Origin of the sequence: Halomonas urumqiensis, assembly GCF_003028575.1 — a bacterium.
Taxonomy (GTDB): domain Bacteria; phylum Pseudomonadota; class Gammaproteobacteria; order Pseudomonadales; family Halomonadaceae; genus Halomonas; species Halomonas urumqiensis.
The window spans coordinates 59898-79903 of record NZ_PYUD01000005.1; the positions used below are offsets into that span (position 1 = coordinate 59898).

At 64.0% G+C, this 20006-nt stretch carries 19 protein-coding genes; 10 read left to right on the forward strand and 9 right to left on the reverse strand.

Annotated elements, in window-relative coordinates:
• Positions 1-57: 57 nt before the first annotated feature.
• The 3 genes from C6V82_RS13495 to C6V82_RS13505 form a co-directional block, all read right to left on the reverse strand.
• Positions 58-831: a CoA-transferase subunit beta gene (locus C6V82_RS13495; RefSeq protein WP_102587907.1), complete on the reverse strand. Its 774-nt coding sequence runs from the start codon at positions 829-831 to the stop codon at positions 58-60.
• Positions 831-1682 (reverse strand): CoA transferase subunit A, encoded by an 852-nt coding sequence (locus tag C6V82_RS13500; protein WP_102587906.1) that lies wholly within the window; start codon positions 1680-1682, stop codon positions 831-833. The genes C6V82_RS13495 and C6V82_RS13500 overlap by 1 nt, the downstream gene beginning before the upstream one ends.
• Positions 1683-1893: 211 nt before the next feature.
• Positions 1894-3237 (reverse strand): class-II fumarase/aspartase family protein, encoded by a 1344-nt coding sequence (locus C6V82_RS13505; protein ID WP_102587905.1) that lies wholly within the window; start codon positions 3235-3237, stop codon positions 1894-1896.
• Between the two features lie 291 nt (positions 3238-3528).
• Here C6V82_RS13505 and C6V82_RS13510 point away from each other — a divergent pair, with 291 nt between their 5' ends.
• From C6V82_RS13510 to C6V82_RS13540, 7 genes are all read left to right on the forward strand, one after another.
• Positions 3529-4314, forward strand: coding sequence for an IclR family transcriptional regulator domain-containing protein (locus C6V82_RS13510; protein ID WP_102587904.1), 786 nt, complete (start codon positions 3529-3531; stop codon positions 4312-4314).
• A 207-nt stretch (positions 4315-4521) separates the two neighbouring features.
• Positions 4522-5301 carry an IclR family transcriptional regulator gene (locus tag C6V82_RS13515; RefSeq protein ID WP_102587903.1) on the forward strand — a complete coding sequence of 260 codons (780 nt, stop codon included), beginning with the start codon at positions 4522-4524 and terminating at the stop codon, positions 5299-5301.
• Positions 5302-5325: 24 nt separating this feature from the next.
• Positions 5326-6279, forward strand: coding sequence for an AEC family transporter (locus tag C6V82_RS13520; protein WP_102587902.1), 954 nt, complete (start codon positions 5326-5328; stop codon positions 6277-6279).
• A gap of 184 nt (positions 6280-6463) precedes the next feature.
• A complete protein-coding gene (locus C6V82_RS13525) occupies positions 6464-8239 on the forward strand; it encodes an FAD-dependent oxidoreductase (RefSeq protein WP_102587901.1) in 1776 nt (591 codons plus the stop codon).
• Positions 8236-8859, forward strand: a complete 624-nt coding sequence (locus C6V82_RS13530) for an NIPSNAP family protein (protein WP_102587900.1) — start codon at positions 8236-8238, stop codon at positions 8857-8859. The genes C6V82_RS13525 and C6V82_RS13530 overlap by 4 nt, the downstream gene beginning before the upstream one ends.
• A gap of 10 nt (positions 8860-8869) precedes the next feature.
• Entirely contained in the window at positions 8870-9694 is an 825-nt protein-coding gene (locus C6V82_RS13535) for a sugar phosphate isomerase/epimerase family protein (protein ID WP_102587899.1), read from the forward strand.
• A gap of 140 nt (positions 9695-9834) precedes the next feature.
• Entirely contained in the window at positions 9835-10719 is an 885-nt protein-coding gene (locus C6V82_RS13540) for a DMT family transporter (protein WP_102587898.1), read from the forward strand.
• Positions 10720-10776: 57 nt separating this feature from the next.
• On the opposite strand, the gene C6V82_RS13545 is transcribed toward C6V82_RS13540, so the two are convergent.
• The 5 genes from C6V82_RS13545 to C6V82_RS13565 form a co-directional block, all read right to left on the reverse strand.
• Positions 10777-11778: a tripartite tricarboxylate transporter substrate binding protein gene (locus C6V82_RS13545; protein WP_102587897.1), complete on the reverse strand. Its 1002-nt coding sequence runs from the start codon at positions 11776-11778 to the stop codon at positions 10777-10779.
• A 125-nt stretch (positions 11779-11903) separates the two neighbouring features.
• Positions 11904-12668 carry an SDR family NAD(P)-dependent oxidoreductase gene (locus C6V82_RS13550; protein ID WP_102587896.1) on the reverse strand — a complete coding sequence of 255 codons (765 nt, stop codon included), beginning with the start codon at positions 12666-12668 and terminating at the stop codon, positions 11904-11906.
• A complete protein-coding gene (locus C6V82_RS13555) occupies positions 12665-13000 on the reverse strand; it encodes an NIPSNAP family protein (protein ID WP_102587895.1) in 336 nt (111 codons plus the stop codon). The genes C6V82_RS13550 and C6V82_RS13555 overlap by 4 nt, the downstream gene beginning before the upstream one ends.
• A complete protein-coding gene (locus C6V82_RS13560) occupies positions 12978-14762 on the reverse strand; it encodes an FAD-dependent oxidoreductase (protein ID WP_102587894.1) in 1785 nt (594 codons plus the stop codon). The genes C6V82_RS13555 and C6V82_RS13560 overlap by 23 nt, the downstream gene beginning before the upstream one ends.
• A 36-nt stretch (positions 14763-14798) precedes the next feature.
• Entirely contained in the window at positions 14799-15620 is an 822-nt protein-coding gene (locus tag C6V82_RS13565) for an SDR family NAD(P)-dependent oxidoreductase (RefSeq protein ID WP_102587893.1), read from the reverse strand.
• 186 nt (positions 15621-15806) lie between these two features.
• On the opposite strand from C6V82_RS13565, the gene C6V82_RS13570 reads away from it, so the two are divergent.
• The gene (locus tag C6V82_RS13570) at positions 15807-16691 is read left to right on the forward strand and encodes a helix-turn-helix domain-containing protein (protein ID WP_102587892.1); all 885 of its coding nucleotides are present in this window, start codon (positions 15807-15809) and stop codon (positions 16689-16691) included.
• A 71-nt stretch (positions 16692-16762) separates the two neighbouring features.
• On the opposite strand, the gene C6V82_RS13575 is transcribed toward C6V82_RS13570, so the two are convergent.
• On the reverse strand, positions 16763-17770 hold the full coding sequence (locus C6V82_RS13575; RefSeq protein ID WP_102587891.1) for a tripartite tricarboxylate transporter substrate binding protein: 1008 nt from the start codon (positions 17768-17770) through the stop codon (positions 16763-16765).
• Between the two features lie 217 nt (positions 17771-17987).
• On the opposite strand from C6V82_RS13575, the gene C6V82_RS13580 reads away from it, so the two are divergent.
• Positions 17988-18842: a sugar phosphate isomerase/epimerase family protein gene (locus C6V82_RS13580; RefSeq protein ID WP_102587890.1), complete on the forward strand. Its 855-nt coding sequence runs from the start codon at positions 17988-17990 to the stop codon at positions 18840-18842.
• Between the two features lie 29 nt (positions 18843-18871).
• Entirely contained in the window at positions 18872-19912 is a 1041-nt protein-coding gene (locus tag C6V82_RS13585; protein WP_102587889.1) for a Gfo/Idh/MocA family protein, read from the forward strand.
• The last annotated feature ends 94 nt before the right edge of the window (positions 19913-20006 follow it).

The window sequence follows — 20006 nt, forward strand, 5'->3', positions numbered from 1 at the left end:
GAATCTCCTGGAATTCGCGGTGAACCGGCCATGCGCCAAGGCCGGTTCAGGGGAACATCATTCGCCTGCGTGCTGGCGTTCGGTTCTGTCCTTCAACTCACGCAGGATCTCGAGTTCATGTGCCGAAGGCTCGGGGGTGCTGTCGAGCGAATCAGCGAAGCGCACGTCCCAGCCGGTGGCTTCGATCACATCGTTGCGGGTCACCCCCGGGTGCAGTGAGGCCACCACCAGCTCCTTGGACTGCGGGTCGGGCTTCATCACGCACAAATCCGTGATCACCCGGGTCGGGCCACGGCCAATGTTGGGCACGCCATCACGGCCCTTGCCGTCGCGGCCAAAACCCAGCGTCGTGACAAAGTCGACATCCTTCACGAAGGCACGCTTGGAGTGCTTGAGCGTGATGAAGACCTCGCCGGCATTGGTGGCGATCTCGGGGGCTCCCCCACCACCCGGCAGGCGCACCTTGGGATCATGGTAGTCGCCGATCAGCGTGGTGTTTAGGTTGGCGAAGCGATCGATCTGCGCGGTGCCAAGAAAGCCCACATCGATCTTGCCGCCCTGCAGCCAGTAGCGAAACATCTCGGGCACCGCCACGGTGGTCAGCGCCGACTCGGCGAGCTCACCGTCACCGATCGACAACGGCAACACCTCGGGCTTGGTCTGCAGGGTACCGGATTCGTAGATCAGCACCACATCGGGGGCATGGGTGAGGCGCGCCAGGTTGGCGGCCTCGGAAGGCAGGCCGATGCCGACGAAGCAGGTCATGCCATTCTCGAGCGCGCGGGCGGCGGTCACGCTCATCATCTCCGCAGAGGTATAGGGAAGGCTCATCAGGACACTCCTCCTGCCGGCTTGTCATCTTGGCGGTACACATTGTCTTGGCGGTACACATTGTCATCGAGCCATGCCGAGAAGGCATCGCGGTCGCGAGCAATGGCGTCCCACTCCTTGTAGAAGCGGTTGTTGCGCGGGTAATAGCCGTGAGCATACGAGGGCAGCGCGCCCTTCTCGGCCACCGCGATGGCGTCGATGGCCCAGCCCGGAATCACACAGGCATTGGGGTGGGCACCGAGGTCGTCGACGATCTCCTCGACGGTGACGATGCTGTGCCTGGCCGCCAGCACGGCCTCCTTCTGCACGCCCACGATGCCTTCCACCAGCACGTTGCCGGCGCGATCCGCGCGCTGGGCATGCACGATGGACACATCCGGGCGCACGGCGGGAACCGCGGCCAGCCGCTCGCCGGTAAACGGACACTCGATGAACTTGATCTGGTCATTGACGTTGGGTAGTTCACTACCCACGTAACCGCGCAGCACCGCCAGCGGCAGGCCGGCGGCACCCGCTTCAAAGGCACAGGCCATGGCGGCATGGCTGTGCTCGAGGATCTCGATCTTGCGTGGCCAGCCCTTCTCTACGGCATCACGCAGGCGGTGCAGCGACCCCACGCCGGGGTTGCCGCCCCAGGAGAAGATCACCTTCTTGGCACAACCCGCCCCGATCAGCTGGTCGTAGATCAGGTCAGGGGTCATGCGGATCAGCGTCAGGTCGCGCTTGCGCTGGCGAATCACTTCGTGACCCGCGGCGAACGGAATCAGATGAGTGAAGCCTTCCATGGCAAGTGTCGCGCCGTCCTTCACGTAGCGCGCGACCGCATCATGCAGGCTGAGAAACTCGGCCATTGGATGTCCTCCTGGCGGGTGCTCTCTCGACGAATTCGCCTGTTGAATGGGCTCGCCTCGAGATAAGTTCGCATTACGAACATTGATTTGATGTGCGAACAAAAATAATCCTTTACCAGCACATCGTCAAACCCCCCAAGCGGCCACGAAAAAGGGGAGACCGCGTCTCCCCTTCATGTCCCGCCAGATAAATTGTCGGCAATTCAAATTATTAGCTGGCACACAACCAGGCGATGGCGCGTGCCACCTGGTGCTTGCTGCTACCAAGGTATAACGCAGGGTCGCTGGCCTTGCGGATCGCCTCGGCATCGAGCTTTCCCTGCAACTCGGGATGCGCATCGAGCACCGCGGCATAGGCCTGACCCGACAGACGAGCGGTCTCGGCGGCCTCGGCGCTGATTCGCTTGGCGGCGTCCTGGCCGACGCTTGGCACCAGCAATTTCGCCACCGGCTCGGCCATGATGCCTCCGCCGGTCACCGCGAGGTTGCGGCGCATCGCCTCGGGATTGACCTCAAGCCCCTCCAGCAGAGTGGCGGCCTGTTCCAGGGCGCCTTCCAGCAGCAGGGCGCTGTCGATCAGCGGCGCCCACTCGGCATGCCACTCGCCAAGCCCACGCTCCAGTGGCTGTGCCGAGGCGTTGAGCAGTACCGAGACATGGCCATGCACCTGGCGCGCAGCACCACGAATCAGCGCACAACGTACCGGATTGCGCTTGTGCGGCATCGATGAGGACTCCCCCATCCCTGGGGCGGCAGGCTCGGCAACCTCACCCAACTCGGTCTGGGCCAACAGCGCGACATCCAGGGCGAGCTTCTCGGCGGCCCCGGCCACGGCATCCAGGGCGGTGCCCAGGGCATGGATCGGCTGGCGATCGGTATGCCAGGGCAGTACAGGTGCGGCAAGCCCAAGCCGTGCCGCCACTTCATCCATCAACGTGAGCCCCAGGTCGTCCCAACCCGGCCCTCCTAAACCAGAGTGTACCCCCACGGCACCACCAAACTGCACCGGCAGCTCGACCTCGGCCAGGCGGCGGCGCCCCTGCTCCAGGCCGATGGCCCAATGGGCCACCTTGACCCCGAAGGTGATCGGCAATGCCTGCTGCATCAAGGTACGCCCCACCATCGGGGTATCCTGATGGGCGCGCATCAGTTCGATGCCAGCCCGGCAGCAGCGCGAAAGCAGCGCATCCAGTGCCTTCAGGCGTGGGACCATCAGCAGCATCAGCGCGCTGTCGACCACATCCTGGCTGGTGGCCCCTTGGTGCCAGCAGCGCTTCAATGACTCGGGCAAGGCGGCGCGGCCCTGCTTGACGAAGGGTATCGCGGCATTGCCACCACTGCCGATACCCTCGGCAATCGCCGCGATATCGAAAGGGTGGGCGGCCAGGGTGTCTCGCATGGCGCGGCTCGAGCCCTCCGGCAAGGCCCCATGAGCCTCCTGGGCCTCGGCCAGCGCCAGCTCGAAGGCCAGCATCGCCTCGATCATTGCTGTGCCATTGCACTGGGCGAGAGCCGTCTGGCTCATGAAGGGGTGCTGAAGCAAGGCAGCGGGCATGGCGGACTCTCCCGAAATCGACATGTAGGGCCGATAGCTATCGGCGCTCGGTAAAGGATGCTGAACGAATAGTCGCACAAGTGTTCGCGTTTCGAACACTATGCTAGGCTTCGTCTGAAAAGTCGGCGAGCGAGGGGCAGACAAGGCAAAAATCGGCGTAAAGACGGAGTTTACGGGGTGTAAATGAGTACTTTGAGTCGATATTTAACGCCGTATGACCGAGTGCAGCCAGTTTTCGGCCGGAGCCGGAATTGAGGCGACATATCGAACAACACGCGAGACAACAAGACAATGGCATCCGAGGAAGACCTCCTGACACCCGATAATCGGGATTTCGTCACCGCACTGGCCAGCGGCATCGAAGTGATCCTGGCCTTCGACGAGGCCCATCCGCGCATGACGCTGAGCGAAGTGGCGGCACGCACCGGCATGAACCGCGCCCGCGCCCGCCGTTTCTTGCTGACCCTGCATGCCCTTGGCTATGTGCGCAAGCAGCAACGCTACTTCGAGCTGGCCCCACGGGTGCTGCAGCTCGGCTACGCGTTTCTCTCCGCCAACAACTATCGTAGCGTGATCCAGCAGGTACTGGAGGACATTACCTCCGAGTGTGGCGAATCCTCGTCGCTGGGTGTGCTGGATGGTGACGACATCACCTACGTGGCACGCTCCTCCTCGCGACACCGATTGATGGCGATCACCCTCTCGGTGGGTACCCGCCTGCCCGCCGCACACACTTCCATGGGGCGAGTGCTGCTGGCCCAGTTGCCGGAGGATCAGCTCGATGCCTATCTCGAGCGGGTGGTGCTCGAGCGCTATACCGACAAGACCATCACCGACAAGGGCGAGCTCAGGAAGTGCATCCGGAAGGCCGGCCAGCAGGGCTATGCCATTGCCGACCAGGAGCTGGACTCCGGCCTGCGCTCGCTGGCGGTGCCCGCCTTTGACGCCAACGGCAAGCTGCTCGGGGCAATCAATATCAGCACCAATGCCGCACGCGTCGACTTCGACACCCTGCTCAAGCGCTACCTACCGCTACTTCAGGACAAGGCACGCCAGATCCGCACCACGATCAGTTGATAGCCAGTCACGGTTGATAACCTGGTGAAGTTGATAGCCAGGTGAAATTAATAGACAGGTGAAGTTGATAGCTCGCAGCGTGCATTTTTCTGAACGAAATTCTAGAATCACCAAGGTGCCAACGCCACGGGCATCAGCACCTTGCATGCCCCTTATCCCCGCAACCCTTATCACGCCACCAGACTCATATCACCAGAGGACGTCACCATGGCAGGCAGCCTGATCGAACGCACGCTGGGAGTGCTGGAAGCCCTTTCCGAAGATGCCGAAGGCCTGCCGCTGCTGGTGCTGGCCGAACGACTGGAGATTCCCAAGAGCGCGGCCCACCGCATCTGCAACGAGCTGATTCGCCTGGAACACGTCCGCCAGGATCCGCACAGCCAACGCTACCAGTTGACCACGCGCCTGGTGGCGATGAGTTTTCGCTACCTGGCGAGTACCGGGGCCAGCGACATCATTCAGCCGATTCTCGACCGCCTCGCCCAGCACAGTGGCGAGCTGGTGCGCCTGTCGATCATCGAGGGCCATCGCCTGACCTGGATCGCCAAGGCCCAGGGCGCTCGCAGTGGCCTGCGCTACGACCCCGACATGGGACGCGAAGCGCCCCTTCACTGCACCGCCAGTGGCCATGCCTGGCTTGCCGACATGAGCGACGAGCAGGCCCTCGCACTGGTCGATGCCCGGGGCATGGACACCGACCACCCCCTGGGGCCCAACGCACCGCGCACCAAGGAGGCGCTGATCGAGCACCTCCACCAGGCCCGCCAGCGCGGCTACAGCTGGACCCGCGACAGCATGGGCCCTGGCACCGCGGCCATGGCGGCACTGGTGCGCCACCCGCTAGACAGGCACCCGCAGGGGGTACTGAGCATCGCCGGGCCCAGCGTGAGGCTGGATGACGCGCGGGTGGCGGAACTGGCACCCGCGCTGATCACCGCCGCCGAAGAGCTCTCCCAGGCCACACCGACCTCTCGCCTGTTCATCTGATCACCGCCGGCCTGGAGGTCAGCCTTGCTCGAGATTCTCGCCATCACCACGCCGATCTTCCTGCTCATCGGCATGGGCTACCTGGCCATGGCCAGCCGGTTGATCAACCGCGAACAGGTGCAGGGCATCGCCACCTTCGTGCTCTATTTCGCGCTGCCGGCGCTGGTGATCCGCGCCCTGACCCAGAACCCCCTGGATGAGGTCTTCCAGCCACAGTACCTGCTCGCCTACGGGCTGGGCTCGCTTGTGGTGTTTGGGTGCGCCCTGCTGCTTGGCATGCGTTTTCAGCGCAAGTCACTCAGCGAAGGGGCCATCCAGGCACTTGGCGTGTCGGCTTCCAACAGCGGCTTCGTCGGCTATCCGGTGGCGGCGATGGTGATCGGCTCGCCCGCGGCGGTGTTTCTGGCATTGAACATGCTGATCGAGAACCTGCTGATCATTCCCGCCGCATTGATCCTTGCCGAGATGGGTCGCCAGAGTGGCGCCGGCTTCGCCACCACCTTGCGCAAGACCATGTTGCGCCTGGCGCGCAACCCGATCCTTATCGGCCTGGTGGTCGGCCTGTTGCTGGCGGTTACCGACACCTCCCTGCCCTCGCCCCTGGCCCGCTCCATCGACATGCTGGCCAACGCATCAGGCCCGGCGGCGCTGTTCGTGATCGGCGGCACACTTTATGGCCTGCAAGTGCGCGGTATGGCCCTGGATGTCAGCCAGGTGGTCGTGGGCAAGCTGGTGCTACATCCGCTGGCGGTATTGGGAATCTTCCTGCTGATCCCGGATCACGACCCCATGCTGCTGACCGGGGCGCTGTTGTTCGCCTGCGCACCGATGATCAGTGTCTACCCGCTGCTCGGCCACCGCTATGGCATGGCAGGCGTCAACGCCGCCGCGCTGATGGTCGGCACCCTCGGCGCCTTCTTCACATTGAGCCTGGCCATCTGGCTGATGACCCTCAATGGCCTGCTGCCCACCGGGTAGCGCTCGCGAATTCCAACCTTCACCAACGCCCTGTCCGGCGCGTCCACGTCAGCGACATCGCTCTCAGTATCCACCTGAACCTATGCGCCAGAGGATTTGCGCCAGGGGATTTGCGTCTGGCCATTGAAAAAACTGGAACAATGTTCTAGATTATACTGGAACCGCATTCCAGTGAGGCTTCCATATGGCCGATATACCCCCCATTCCCACCAGGAACCAGGCATTCGACCTGGTGGTGGTGGGTTCTGGTGCCGCCGGCCTCTCCGCCGCCGTCACCGCCGCCTATCATGGCCTCTCGGTGGTGGTGGTCGAAAAAGCCGAGGGCCTGGGAGGCGCTACCGCCTGGTCCGGGGGCTGGATGTGGGCGCCCCTCAACCCGCTGGCCCGTGCCGCCGGCATCGAGGAAGACCCGGAAACCGTACGCACTTACCTGCGCCATGAGCTGGGCGAGCGCTTCGACCCGGTGAAGATCGATGCCTTCCTTGCCGCCACCCCGAGCATGGTCGCGTTCTTCCACGACAAGACCAGCCTGCAGTTCGCCGACGGCAACGCCATCGCCGATATTCATGCCGACACCCCCGGCGCGGGCACTGGAGGCCGCTCGGTGATCGCCGCCCCCTTCGATGGCCGCAAGCTCAACCGCCGTACCCTGAACAAGCTGCGCAAGACCATGCCGGAAACCGCGTTCCTCGGCATGCCGATCCAGGCTGGGCCAGATTTGATGGCCTTCCTGACCGTCACACGTTCGTTCAAGTCCTTCGTCCACGTCGCGAAGCGCTTCACCCGGCACCTGTTCGACCTGGCGCTGTACGGCCGGACCATGCAACTGGTCAACGGCGTGGCCCTGACCGGTCGACTGGCCAAGTCCGCCGACGACCTGGGCGTCGACACCTGGGTATCCTCGCCGGCAACACGCCTTGTGCGGGATGGCCAGCGTGTCATCGGCGTGGTGGTGGATACCCCGGAAGGCGAAGTCACCTTGAACGCACGTCGCGGCGTGGTACTGGCCGCTGGCGGCTTCCCCTGGGATGTGGCACGCCGCCGCGAGCTGTTTCCGCGCACGCCAAGCGGTGAGGAACACTGGCCATTGCCGCCGCCTTCGGCCAGTGGCGACGGCCTGCGCCTCGGTGAGGCCGCGGGTGGCGTGGTGGATGACAGCCTCTATTCGCCGGTGGCCTGGGCGCCGGTCTCGGTAGTGCCCTACCAGGACGGCCATGTCGGCCACTTCCCGCATATCATCGATCGCGGCAAGCCCGGGCTGATCGGCGTGCTGAGAAACGGCCAGCGCTTCGTCAACGAGGCAGGCGGCTACTACGACTACGTGGATGCCATGATCAAGGCGGTGCCAGAAGGCGAGGAGGTCTGCTCCTGGCTGATCTGCAACCAGCGCTTCCAGCGGCGCTATGGCATCGGCATTACCCGCCCTGCGCCGCTGCCTTTCAAGCACTGGGTCCACAAGGGCTATCTCAAGCGCGGCAGGACACTCACCGAGCTGGCACAGGCATGCGGTATCGACCCGGCGGGTCTCGAACGGACCATAGCCACCTATAACGAACATGCACGCCTTGGCGAAGACCCGGAATTCGGTCGCGGCTCAACGCCCTACAATCGCAAGAACGGCGACCCGACCCATCAGCCCAATCCCTGCGTGGCGCCGCTCGACCCGGGCCCCTTCTATGCCGTCAAGGTAGTGCCCGGCTGCTTCGGTACCTTCGCCGGGCTCAAGACCAACGAACACGCCCAGGTACTCGACGGCCAGAACCGGCCGATCGATGGCCTGTATGCCGCCGGCACCGACATGGCCAGCATCATGGGCGGCTTCTACCCGGCCGGCGGCATCAACCTCGGCCCGGCCATGACCTTTGGTCATATCGCCGGCCTGCACGCTGCGGGGAAACGCCAAGAGACAGCATCCACACCGAACGATTCCGGTTCCCCGGCCCCAGGAGAGACTGCATGAAGCACTTCGAATTGATCACTTTCACCGTTCGCGTGGCCACGCATGGCAAGGCCATGGCATGCATCCAGGAAGCCCTGCATGCCGACGAGGTCGGCGGACAGCTGTTCGGCTGCTGGTATTCCGAGCTGGGGTCGCTCAACCAGGTGGCAGTACTGCGAGGTTTCGACAGCGTAGAGGCGCGCCAGGTGGAGCGTGAGCGTCTGCTGCTGGCCGGGGACCCGCTGGGGGTTGAGGGATTCATGACCGATATGCGAGTCGAAGACTACAGCCTCTTCCCCTTCCTCGATGGCATCACCCCGGGTGACTTCGGCCCTTTCTACGAGCTACGTGTCTACGACGTGCGTCCTTCGGGGCTCAAGTCCACCCTCGATGGCTGGGCCGACGCTGTGCCGCCGCGCACCACCGACGCCTACTCGCCGCTCACCGCCGCGTTCTATGCCACCAACGGCAAGACACCGCGCATCATGCACCTCTGGCCCTACCGGACCCTGGAGGAACGCCTGGAGATCCGCACCCGCACTGTCACTGACGGCGTCTGGCCGCCCAAAGGTGGTCCCGCCCAGTTGCTCGACATGCAGTCCACCATCTATCTGCCAGCCGAATTCTCGCCGCTGAAATGAGTTATCGACCATGAGCCGACACCCTTACTCTCTCGCCGCTCTCACTGTGCTGGAGTTGTCCCCGCCGGAGATGGTCGAGACAGCGGCCCGCGCCGGATACGATTTCGTGGGCCTACGGCCAATACCGGCCACCCCCGATGAACCAAGCTTCCCACTGCTCAGCGATCCCGCCCTGCTGCGCGCAACCCGGCGCCGCATCCAGGACACCGGCGTCAAAGTGGCCGATATCGAGATACTGCGCCTCAAACCCGACACCCGGGTCCAGGACGACTTCGCTCACTTCGTGGAAGTGGGCGCGGAACTGGGCGCCAGCGACATCCTGGTCGCCGGTAACGACGATGACCACACGCGCCTGATCGACAACTTCGCCGCCCTCTGCGAACTGGCCGCTCCCCACGGCCTGCATCCCCACCTGGAGTTCATGCCCTGGACCGGAGTAAAGGACCTCAACCAGGCGCGTCGCATCATCGGCGCGGTGCGCAAAGCTGGCCATGCCAATGCCTGCCTGCTGGTCGACGCCTTCCACTTCGACCGCTCGCGAAGCCACCTGCAAGACCTGGCCGAGGTACCTGCCGATTGGATGCGCTATGTGCAGATATGCGACGTGCCTGGGCCAATCCCCGAGAGCATGGATGAGATTCTGCGCGAAGCGCGCTGCGAGAGGCGCTTTCCTGGCGACGGCGAAGCAGACCTCCGGGGATTGCTGAACGTCATTCCTCCAGAGGTGTTGCTGAGCCTGGAAATCCCCACTGATGCCCTTCGCCAGCAGGGCATCAGTGCTCTGGAACGAGCCCGCACGGCCCTGGAGAAAGCCCGCCTGCTGGTCGGCGACTGACGGCACCTTCGTCTCGGCACCACTCGCCGCCCCGCAGCATTCTGCCGGGCGGTTATATTATTAGCAGGCTAGCTTGCCACCTGATATTATTAGAACTCGGTTCTGTTACTTGACCTGCCTTCATATTTTGTCGGAGTTCCATGCCTACATCTCCCGCCAAGGTCATCCCTGGCGATCGTCCATTGCTTGGCATCGGCTACATGCTGATCGCCGGTCTGCTGTTCGTGATGCTGGACAGCACCGCCAAATGGCTGACCCAGACCCACTCACCGGTGCAGGTACTGTGGGCACGTTACGCTGGCCATATGGTAATCCTGGCCGGTTATCTGCTGTGGCTGGGACTAGCGAACAGCCGCCCCTTGCTCGTCACCGAATCCCTCGGCGGCCAATGCCTGCGCGGTCTGCTGCTGGGGCTGGCCAGCCTGTTGGCCTACCTATCTCTTCGTGAGCTGCCCCTGCTGCAGGTCTATGTCTTCCATTTCGGGGCACCGCTGCTGGTCACCCTGCTGGCGGTACCACTGCTGGGCGAGCGAGTGGACAGGGCCCGAGGCTTGGCGGTGATGTTGGGCTTTGTCGGGGTTCTGGTGGCAATGGGACCAGTGGATTGGCGCGCCCAACCCGTGGCCTTGCTACCCTTCGGCATGGCGCTGTGCTTCGCCCTCTATCAACTGACCACTCGACGTTTTGGTCGCCACGACCATCCGCTGGCCTCGCTCTGGTACGCCGGCCTGGCCGGCGCCTTGGCAAGCTCGATAGCGCTGCCCTTCTTCTGGACACCCATTGGCCTCGCCGAACTGCCGTACTTCCTGGGCATTGGCTTGCTCGGCGCCACCAGCCAGCTCGCGCTGATCCTGGCCATGCGCCACGCCCCCGCCTCGCTGGTCTCGCCGTTTCTCTACCTGCAGATCGTCTGGGCTTCGTTGTTCGGCTTCGTGCTGTTCGGCGACCTGCCGCCCCTCACGACCTACCTGGGCGCGACCCTGATCATCGCCGCGGGAATCTTTCTGGCCAGGCGGCGGGGCTAATCCACGACGAAGCCCCGCCAATCATGGCGGGGCGCAGGGATGGAAGCACGCAGGCTATCAAGGACGCCGGATGCCTAGCACTTCCGGCGACTGGTCCAGCGATCCCGCCTCGTACATCGCCCAGGCGGTGATCGACTGCCACCGCTGCAGATACTCACGGGCCTCCTCGCCGGAGAGGTTCAGCGGGGTGGCTCCGACATTGTCCAGGAAGGCCTGGAACTCCCCGCTCTCCACGGCCTCGGCATAGGCTGACTCGAGGATCGCCTTGATGTGGTCTGGCGTGTCTCGGTGGACGTAGGCGCCCTTGAAGGAGCCATAGGGCATGTAGGGTTCCAGCCCGGGGATCTGTTCGGTGAGGGCCGGCATGTCCGGATAGGCATCGAGGCGATTGGCATCGAGTACCGCCAGGGCACGCAGACGCCCGGAATTGATGTACTCACGGGTCGAGGAGAGACTCGAGGGCATGAAGTCGATATGGCCACCCTGCAGGGCGGTGATCCCAGGCCCTTCGCCTGCGAAGGTGACATGGCGCACATCGAAGTCGATCAGACTGCTTACCAGCGCATGGGTGGTGGCGGCCAGGCTCGCCGCGCCCTGGTTGCCCATGCGCATCTCACCGGGATTCTCCTGGATATGCGCGATCAGCTCCTCCATGGTCTGGAAGGGGCTGTCGGCCGGCACCACGAAGACCACGATATCGACGCTGGTCAGATTTACAGGGTGCAGGTCGCTGTAGTCGAAGTCGGCCAGCCCCAGCAGCGGGAACAGCTGCGGGTTCTCGGCACCGTAGAGGATATGGTAGCCATCGGCACGCTGGTTGAGCACATGGTTGGTGCCGATCACACCAGTACCGCCGGGGCGGTTGGTGAGCACGATGGTGGTGTCGAGGATGTTTTCGACATGGGGCGTGAGACCGCGGGCGATCACATCGGTGGAACCACCGGCGCCCCACTGAATGGTCCCCTGGAGATTACGTTCGGGGTAGTCGGCCAGGGCGGCACCCGTCGTCAGCAAAGCTGCGGCAGAGATGACGAGACGGGCAGTCGTAGGCATTTTCATGATCCAAATCTCATGTTGTGTTTGTGATGGGGTACAGCGCATCCGTGCTCGATAACGCTGTGCCTGGGCATCCATGTCGTGTGGTGAAGTACCACCGCCTTCCATGATCGATGGTGTCGGGTCAATCAGACCTGCAGGCTCGCCTCCGGGGACCCCAATGCACTCCAGCCGCCATCGGCGACCAGCACGCTGCCGGTGATGAAGCTGGCCCGGGGAGATGCCAGGAAGGCGATCGCCTCGGCGATCTCGGTTGGGTCGGCCAGCCGTCCCATCGGGGTCCTGGCCTCGAGGGCAGCGGTGTCGATGGTTCCACGCCGCTCCAGCTCCTCGATCAGGGCGGTACGCACATAGCCGGGGGCGATGGCATTCACGCGGACCCCGCGCCGGGCCCACTCGCAGGCCATCGAGCGAGTCATGCCAAGAATCCCGGCCTTGGCCGCGGAGTAGGCGTTGCGGGTCGGGATCCCCCCCAGCGCCGCGATGGAGCTCAGGTTGACGATGGCACCCTCCCCCCTTGCCAGCATCTCGCCGACGACCGCCTGGGTGACCAGGAATGTGCCGTTCAGATTCACCCGCAATACCCGCTCGAAGGCATCGACACGCTGCTCCAGGGTGGCGCCGGGCTGGTCGGCGATACCGGCGTTGTTGATCAGCACATCGATGCGCCCGAATACCGCCAGCACACGCTCGACCATCGTGCCAACCTGGCCCTCGTCGGTGATATCCACGCCCAGGCCCAGGTGTCCCGGGCCGAGCTCCTCGGCCCGCGCCCCGGCGGCCCGGTCGTCGAGGTCGACGATCACCACATGGGGGATGTCACGGGCGAGCCGTTGGGCGGTGGCCCAGCCGATGCCTTGGGCACCGCCGGTGACCAGAGCCACCGCGCTCATGACGCCACCCAGTCGTCGAACCCATTGATGCTGCGAATCAAACGGGTCTCCTGGGCCACGATCAGGTGTCCGGAGGCGGCCAGGTACTCCGCGAAGGCGGGGTGCGAGTCGCGGGCTGCGCAGCGACGCTCGTAATCGGCCAGCGAGTCGTAGCCCCACAAGTGCACGAACTGGTTCTGGGGGCCCACCAGGCTGGTGTAGAAACCCAGCGGGGAGCCCAGGGTCTCCTTTAGGATTGGCATCGCCAGGCGTTGGAAGATGTCAATGAACTCGCCCATCCGACGCGGCGTGATGGTGTAGATACGGTGGTCAATCAATGGCTTGATGCCCATGGGTAGGCTCCTCCTCGTGTTGTGCTGTGGGCGCCTTGCACGCCAGGTCGTCGTCGATGCCTGCCAGGTGACGACCGGTGATGTAGCCGAAGGTCATGATCGGCCCCAAGGTGATCCCGGCGGCGGGATAGCTGCCACCCATGATGCTGCGCCGGTCATTGCCCACCGCGTAGAGCCCCTCAAGCGGAGTGCCGACGCTGTCCAGCACTTGGCCGTAGACGTCGGTCCTGATGCCATCAAAGGTACCGAGGTCGCCCATGAAGACCTTGACTGCGTAGAAAGGGCCCTGCTGGAGTGGCGCCACACAGGGGTTGGGCCGGTGCCGGGGATCGGCGAGATAGCGGTTGAAGCTGGTGGTACCACGGCCGAACTGGCGATCCTCACCGACCAGCGCGCCCCCGTTGTATTCAGTGACGGTGTCAACCAGCTGCTGCGGGTCGACCTCGAGCTGACGGGCCAGCTCGGCCAGTGTCCTGCCACGTTTCAAGTACCCCTTGCGAATCAGCCCCCCGACCGGCATCGGTGACGGCTTGACGTAACCCAGGCCATATTTGCTCAGGCAGACCTGGTCGCAGATAAGCCACATATGAGTCCGCTCACCCTGCCCGTGGGCGATCATGGCCGCACCGACGTCGTGGTAGGACTCGGACTCGTTGCAAAAGCGCCGCCCGTCCGGACCAACGCCGATCACCCCCGGCTTGTAGCGGTCAAGCAGATGGGGAAACTTGCCAAACCCGCCGCCTTTGCGCGGCACCAGGGAGGTGGGCATCCAGGCAGAGGTCTGGGTGAACTCACAGTTCACCGTCACGCCAAGCGCCTCCACCATGGCCAGGCCGTCGCCAGTGTTGCTCTCCGGTACAGGCGAGTAGTGTTCACCGCCTCGCTCGAGGTGCGGATAGGCCCGGCGTATGCGCTCGAGATCCTGGGCGAAACCGCCACAGGCCAGCACCACCCCTCGGCGCGCCGCGACCGTCACCTCGCGCCCCTCAATCACTGCCCGGGCGCCATGGATACGGCCCTCGGCGTACAGCAGTTCGCGGGCAGGCGCGCCGGTGTGGATCGGGATGCCCAGATCGAAGGCACTCTTGGCCAAACTGGCGGCCAGAGCATTGCCGCTGGTCACGTTGATGCCACGACGGTAGAGCGCCATTTCCTTGAGATGGATGGCTAGGCGCTTGACCACATAGCCGAATGAGGTGAGCGACCGGGTGGCATTGAAAAAGTGTTTCAGATCGGCATTGGAGGAGTTGAACATCATGCCAATGAAGGTGATGGTCTCGAGCGGCGGACGCATACGCCGCATCTCTTTGCCGAGCCCGCGCAGGTCGAAGGGCGCCGCCAGGATCGAGCGACCGATATCGACGCCGCCCGGGCGGGTCGGGTGGTAATCGGGATAGAGCGTCGGCACGAACCGTACGGCAGTCTCTCGCTCGAAGAAGTCCACCATCTCCGGGCCCTTGCCGAGGAAGGCCTCGACCGACTCGGTGTCGAAGAAGTCGCTAGCCTCGGTGCGCAAGTACTCACGGGCCGCGTCCCGTGTGTCATCGGGATTCTGCGCTCGGCCGTGGTGATTGCCGGGAATCCATAGCACACCACCGGAGAAAGCAGTGGTGCCACCGAAGACCTCGGCCTTCTCGAGGACGATGACCTCGAGCCCCTGCTTGGCGGCAGTGATAGCGGTAGCGAGGCCACCGGCACCGGCGCCGATCACCAGCACATCGCAGCGGAGATCCGCGCGGGTAACTTGTATTTCGTGTGTCATGTGTAGCCCTCCTGGAGTTGGCGTGTCAGATAGAGATCAGTCAGCGGAGAAGCCGGGGCGCGGCACCTTGTCCATCAGCATGCAGGGCAGGCCACCATCGACACCGAGCTCGGCACCGTTGACATAGCCGGCCCGCTCGCTGAGCAGGAAGAGCACGGCGTTGGCGATGTCCTCGGGCTCGCCGATGCGACGACTCGCCGTGAAAGCTTCGCGCGCCACGGTGACGCCGGGCTGGGCATAGAATGCCGCCGAGAGCTCGGTGCGAATCATGCCCGGAGAGACACAATTGCTGCGCACCCCTTGAGGGCCCCACTCGGCGGCCAGTTGGCGGGAGAGGATCGCCACCGCCGCTTTGCTCGCACTGTAAGCACCGCTCCAGGTTTGGGGCTGGCTGGCGGAGATGGAAGCGATGTGCACGATGCTGCCGCGCTCGCGGTCGCGCATTGGCTGCCCGAAGGCCCGAGCGCAGAGCAAGTAGCCGGTGAGGTTCACAGAAAGCACCGCATTCCAGTCGTCCAGCGACACCTCGGCGAGCCCGCCGGGGCGCAGGATACCTGCACCATTGACCAATCCCTGACAGGGGCCCAGGGCCTCTTCGACCGCTGCCGCCGCCTGGCGCACCTGCGCCTCATCAGCGATATCGCAGGCCAGGGCGATGCGCTGTCCGGAAAGATCCTCCAGCTCCCGCGCCAGGGCCTCGCAGTCCGCCAGGTTGCGGTCCAGCAGGGCCACATCGGCGCCGGCGGCGGCCAGGGCGCGGGTGATGCCGGCGCCGATACCGCTGGCCGCGCCGGTGACCACCTGGACGGTGCCGGCCAGGCCAAGCCAATCGCCCGCTGGCGTCGTCTGTGCTGCCATCTGATGCCTCCTCTGATGTGTCGGCTACCGGGCCTAGTCGCCCGATGGCCGTATATAGCTTGTATTTTTCATTGGAGGGAGAGGCTAAATAAGGCACATTGACCAACAAAAATTGGACAATTTCTAAGTTTCTTCACTCTTTGGTCTAAGCTCGGGAGGGAGGATGCTGGATAAGAGGAAATGGCGATGAGCGATCCCCTGGAACGGGCCGTGCCGATCTTCAAGCTATATGGCGAAACCCAGCACTGGCCGACGCCGGACCTGCTGCACTGCGAGCTGATCCGCGAGCGCAGCGGTCCCCACAACTGGCATATCCCGCCCCACCGCCATGCGGACTTGATGCATCTGCTGTATATCCGCCGCGGCGAGGGCGAACTGCACCTGGAAGGCGTCGGGCACCCCATCGCCGGGCCCAATGTGCTGGTGGTACCGACCATGGTGATCCATGGCTTCGACTTCGAGCGGGACACCGACGGCTATGCCATCACCCTCTCCCGGCCGCTGATCGGTGAGCTAAGCGAGCGCCTCGACGCCCAGGGACAGGCCTTCTTCCAGCCGGCCCATTTCCCCCTATCCGATCAGCCCGAAGCCGCCACCATTGATAGTCTGGTCACCCAGCTGCATGCCGAATACCGCCAACCGGCCGCGGGGCGAGAGCCGATACTGCACGCCTTGATCCAGGCGCTGGCAGTGCTGGTGGCACGCCGTGCTGAACGGCGCCGGATCCACCAACTGCCCCACCATGACAAGGGCCACACCCACCTGGTGCGCTACCAGGCGCTGGTGGAACAGCACTACCGGGAGCAGCCTTCGATCGCCTCGCTGGCCGCCCGGCTGGGCATCACCGGCACCTACCTCAACACCCTCTGCCAACGCCTGGCCGGCGCCAGCGCCCAGCAGTTGCTCCACGAGCGGGTGATGCTCGAAGCCAAGCGGCTGCTCACCTATACCCGCATGACCGTCAGCCAAGTGGCCGATGCCCTGGGTTTCACGGAGCCTGCCTACTTCACCCGTTTCTTCAAGCGCCACACTGGGCTCTCGCCAAAGGCCTTCCGTCAGCGCCAGGCGTGAGCACAAAAAAGCGCCCCCGGCATCAGCACGGGGGCGCAAGTTCCAGCGGAGGAAAACGGGAACCGAGTGGTTCAGGGCCGGGGGATGCCCAGTGACTCGGGAGAAACCTTGGCGGCGCCAGCATCCTCGAGTAGCCAGCTGGTCAGTGCCTGCCAGCTATCGATGTACTCCTGGGCTTCCTCACCGCGCAAGTTCAGCGTCACGCCGCCGAAGTCGGTGTTGTAGCGTTCCGTGAAGGCGTCGCTGCCCACCGCCGCCTCGAAGGCGTCGGCCAGCGTGGCTTTGGCCTCTTCGGGCGTGTCCTTGTGGACGTAGATGCCCTGGAAAGACCCCCAGGGCAGGTATTCCTCCGCCTCGGGCAAGTCCTCGGTGAGCGCGGGAATGTCCGGCAGCAGATCGATGCGCTCCTCCGACAGGATCGCGAGCCCCTTGAGCTTCCCGGACTTCAGGTATTCCACCGCCGGCGGCAGGCTGAGCGGCATGAAATCGATGTGCTCGCCCATCAAGGCGGTGATGCCGGGGCCGTCACCGCCAAAGGTCACCTTGCGTACGTCGAGATCGTAGTCGGTCACGGCGTCGAGGATGGTGTGGGTGATATGCGGCGTCGCCCCAGTGCCAACATCGCCCATGCGCAGGGTACCCGGCTCGGCCTCGATGGCGGCCAGCAGGTCACCTAGGGTCTCGTGGGGGCTATCGGGATGCACGGCAATCACCACCAGTCCCTGGCCGATCACATTGATAGGAGTGAAATCTTCATAGGCAAAGTCGGCGACATCCAGCACCGGGTAGAGAGTGGTGTCTTGGGTGCCGACCAGCAGGTTATAGCCATCAGGCCGTTGCTGGCGCACGTAATTGACCCCGATGACCGCGCCACCGCCGGGCCGGTTATGCGGAACGATCGATACGTCCAGCTCTTCCTCGGCAAGTGGAAGCAGTGTTCTAGCCACCAGGTCGGTCAGGCCACCCGCACCCCACGGGATGGTGGCATGAATGTCTCGCTCTGGGTAATCGGCATGGGCCGTTCCGGCCAATGGCAGCAGGGTGGCGGCCAGCGCAAGCGTCGCAAGCGGCTTCTTCATGGTGACAGGCTCCAGATTGTTATCGCTGTAATCTTCATCGCTGGTGTGGAAGGTCGTCGTGTTCGCGATCCGAACACAACGCCCTCTTGACGAACACTCTAGACCATGCCCTGATAGGCGCACAACAAAAACTTGAACATAGTTCCACTAAAGAACAAGACTCCGACTTCAGGCATCTGATTGCCGGCCACGCACTCCTATCACCTGGGGGAATAACATGCAGATTGCCATCGATTCCTACTGCTATCACCGCTATTTCGGCGAGGTATATCCGGGCCTTGAGAGCCCGCCAAACCGGGCAATGACCCTCGATGAGGTCATCGACCGGGCCATCGCCTTCGGCGTCGAGGGCGTGTCGTTGGAGTCCTTTATGCTCGATGACACCTCCCCGGTGCGACTTGTCGCGCTACGCAAGAAGCTCGACGAAGCCGGCCTCGCCCGTGTCTGGGCCTGGGGGCATCCGGATGGCCTCGGCTCGGGCAGCCGACCCGAGGCTATCAAGGATCTCTTCGCCAATATCGATGTGGCCTGTGCGCTGGGTGCAGGGGTGATGCGCATTTGCGCCGGGGGACGGCGGACCCGGCCAGTCAACTGGGTTGATCACCGGCGCAACCTGCTGCCGCTGCTGAAGCATGCCGCCGAGCGTGCCGAGGCACGGGGGGTAGTGCTGGCCGTGGAGAACCATGTGGACCTGCTGGCCGGCGAGCTGGCGGAACTCATCGAAGCGGTCGATAGCCCGGCCCTTGGTGTCTGCCTCGATACCGCCAACAACCTGCGGATGCTCGAGGATCCGATGGTGGCGATCGAGACCCTCGCCCCCTATGCCCGTGCCACCCACCTCAAGGACATCACTGCCTACCGTGGCGACCCCAAGACATTCGGTTTCTGGCCCAGCGTGCCCCTGGGGCAGGGCCTGATCGACATCCCGGCTACCTTGCGGCTGCTGAAACAGTATGACTACCAGGGCCTTCTCGCCCTGGAGATCGACTACCTGCACCCCGACCATGGCGACGAGGCGAGCGCCATCGCTGCAAGCCTCGACACCCTACGTCGAACCCTGGCCAAGCTGTGACGCCCCATTCCCATCGGAGACCCGCAATCATGACGACACCCTTGAAGATCGCCCTGATCGGCGCCGGCGCCATGGGGCGTCAGCATGCCGGTTATATCGCCAAGGAATCAGCCGCCAGCCTGGTGGCCATCGCCGACCCCTTCAGCTCGGCACTGGCCGATGAAATCGGCATCAAGCACTTCGCCGGCCATTGCGAGATGCTCGACCAAGTGCGACCTGATGCCGTGATCATCGCCAACCCCAACGATCTTCATGTCACCACCGCCATCGATTGCCTGGAGCGTGGGATCCCTAACCTGCTGGAGAAGCCGGTGGCCTGCTCGCGGGAAGAGGCGAGCCAGTTGATTGCCGCCCAGCAGCGTCACAGTGTACCGATTCTGGTCGGTCACCATCGCCGCCACAATCCTGTGGCGGAACGCGCCAAGGCGATCATCGACGAGGGCCGGCTCGGCCGCTTGGCCACCGTCACCGGCATGTGGCAGACCTGCAAGCCCGACGACTATTTCTCGATGGAGTGGCGCCGTCGACCCGGGGCTGGGGTGATCCTGATCAACCTGGTCCACGACCTGGACCTGCTGCGCCACTTGTGCGGCGAGATCGCCTCCGTGCAGGCCATGACCCAAAACTCCCTGCGTGGCTTCGAGGTGGAGGACAGCGCCGTCATCCAACTTGAGTTCGCCAATGGTGCCCTCGGCAGCCTTACCGGATCGGACGCTGTAGTCTCCCCCTGGGGCTGGGACCAGAACGTCAACGAGGTGCCGATCTTTGCCAAGCACCTTGAGCAAAGCTGCTACTTCCTGGCAGGTAGCGAGGGCGCGCTGTCCATACCGCAGCTCACCCTATGGCGCTATGGCGATACACGCGGCTGGCAGCATCAGCTGGTCTGCGAATCGCACCGCTATCCCCAAGACAGCGCCCAGCAGCGCCAGCTCGCGCACTTCCTCAAGGTGGCCCGTGGCCTGGCCGAGCCGCTGGTCAGCGTGGCCGATGCCGCTCGCACCCTGGCGGTGATAGATGCCATCCAGGAGGCCGCACGGACCGGCCAGCGGCAGGTACCACTCACCCCTTGAAAGCGGCCAGGTTAACCGCGGGTGCGGACGGGGCTTGTCGAAACACTGAAAATGGAACACTATTCAGATATTGAAATAACTTCTGAAAAGCCGC

Bases quoted from the DNA above. Each gene is read 5' to 3' on its own strand.
- C6V82_RS13495 (WP_102587907.1), bottom strand. From the start codon at position 831: ATGAGCCTTCCCTATACCTCTGCGGAGATGATGAGCGTGACCGCCGCC.
- C6V82_RS13500 (WP_102587906.1), bottom strand. From the start codon at position 1,682: ATGGCCGAGTTTCTCAGCCTGCATGATGCGGTCGCGCGCTACGTGAAG.
- C6V82_RS13505 (WP_102587905.1), bottom strand. From the start codon at position 3,237: ATGCCCGCTGCCTTGCTTCAGCACCCCTTCATGAGCCAGACGGCTCTC.
- C6V82_RS13510 (WP_102587904.1), top strand. From the start codon at position 3,529: ATGGCATCCGAGGAAGACCTCCTGACACCCGATAATCGGGATTTCGTC.
- C6V82_RS13515 (WP_102587903.1), top strand. From the start codon at position 4,522: ATGGCAGGCAGCCTGATCGAACGCACGCTGGGAGTGCTGGAAGCCCTT.
- C6V82_RS13525 (WP_102587901.1), top strand. From the start codon at position 6,464: ATGGCCGATATACCCCCCATTCCCACCAGGAACCAGGCATTCGACCTG.
- C6V82_RS13530 (WP_102587900.1), top strand. From the start codon at position 8,236: ATGAAGCACTTCGAATTGATCACTTTCACCGTTCGCGTGGCCACGCAT.
- C6V82_RS13535 (WP_102587899.1), top strand. From the start codon at position 8,870: ATGAGCCGACACCCTTACTCTCTCGCCGCTCTCACTGTGCTGGAGTTG.
- C6V82_RS13540 (WP_102587898.1), top strand. From the start codon at position 9,835: ATGCCTACATCTCCCGCCAAGGTCATCCCTGGCGATCGTCCATTGCTT.
- C6V82_RS13545 (WP_102587897.1), bottom strand. From the start codon at position 11,778: ATGAAAATGCCTACGACTGCCCGTCTCGTCATCTCTGCCGCAGCTTTG.
- C6V82_RS13550 (WP_102587896.1), bottom strand. From the start codon at position 12,668: ATGAGCGCGGTGGCTCTGGTCACCGGCGGTGCCCAAGGCATCGGCTGG.
- C6V82_RS13555 (WP_102587895.1), bottom strand. From the start codon at position 13,000: ATGGGCATCAAGCCATTGATTGACCACCGTATCTACACCATCACGCCG.
- C6V82_RS13560 (WP_102587894.1), bottom strand. From the start codon at position 14,762: ATGACACACGAAATACAAGTTACCCGCGCGGATCTCCGCTGCGATGTG.
- C6V82_RS13565 (WP_102587893.1), bottom strand. From the start codon at position 15,620: ATGGCAGCACAGACGACGCCAGCGGGCGATTGGCTTGGCCTGGCCGGC.
- C6V82_RS13570 (WP_102587892.1), top strand. From the start codon at position 15,807: ATGAGCGATCCCCTGGAACGGGCCGTGCCGATCTTCAAGCTATATGGC.
- C6V82_RS13575 (WP_102587891.1), bottom strand. From the start codon at position 17,770: ATGAAGAAGCCGCTTGCGACGCTTGCGCTGGCCGCCACCCTGCTGCCA.
- C6V82_RS13580 (WP_102587890.1), top strand. From the start codon at position 17,988: ATGCAGATTGCCATCGATTCCTACTGCTATCACCGCTATTTCGGCGAG.
- C6V82_RS13585 (WP_102587889.1), top strand. From the start codon at position 18,872: ATGACGACACCCTTGAAGATCGCCCTGATCGGCGCCGGCGCCATGGGG.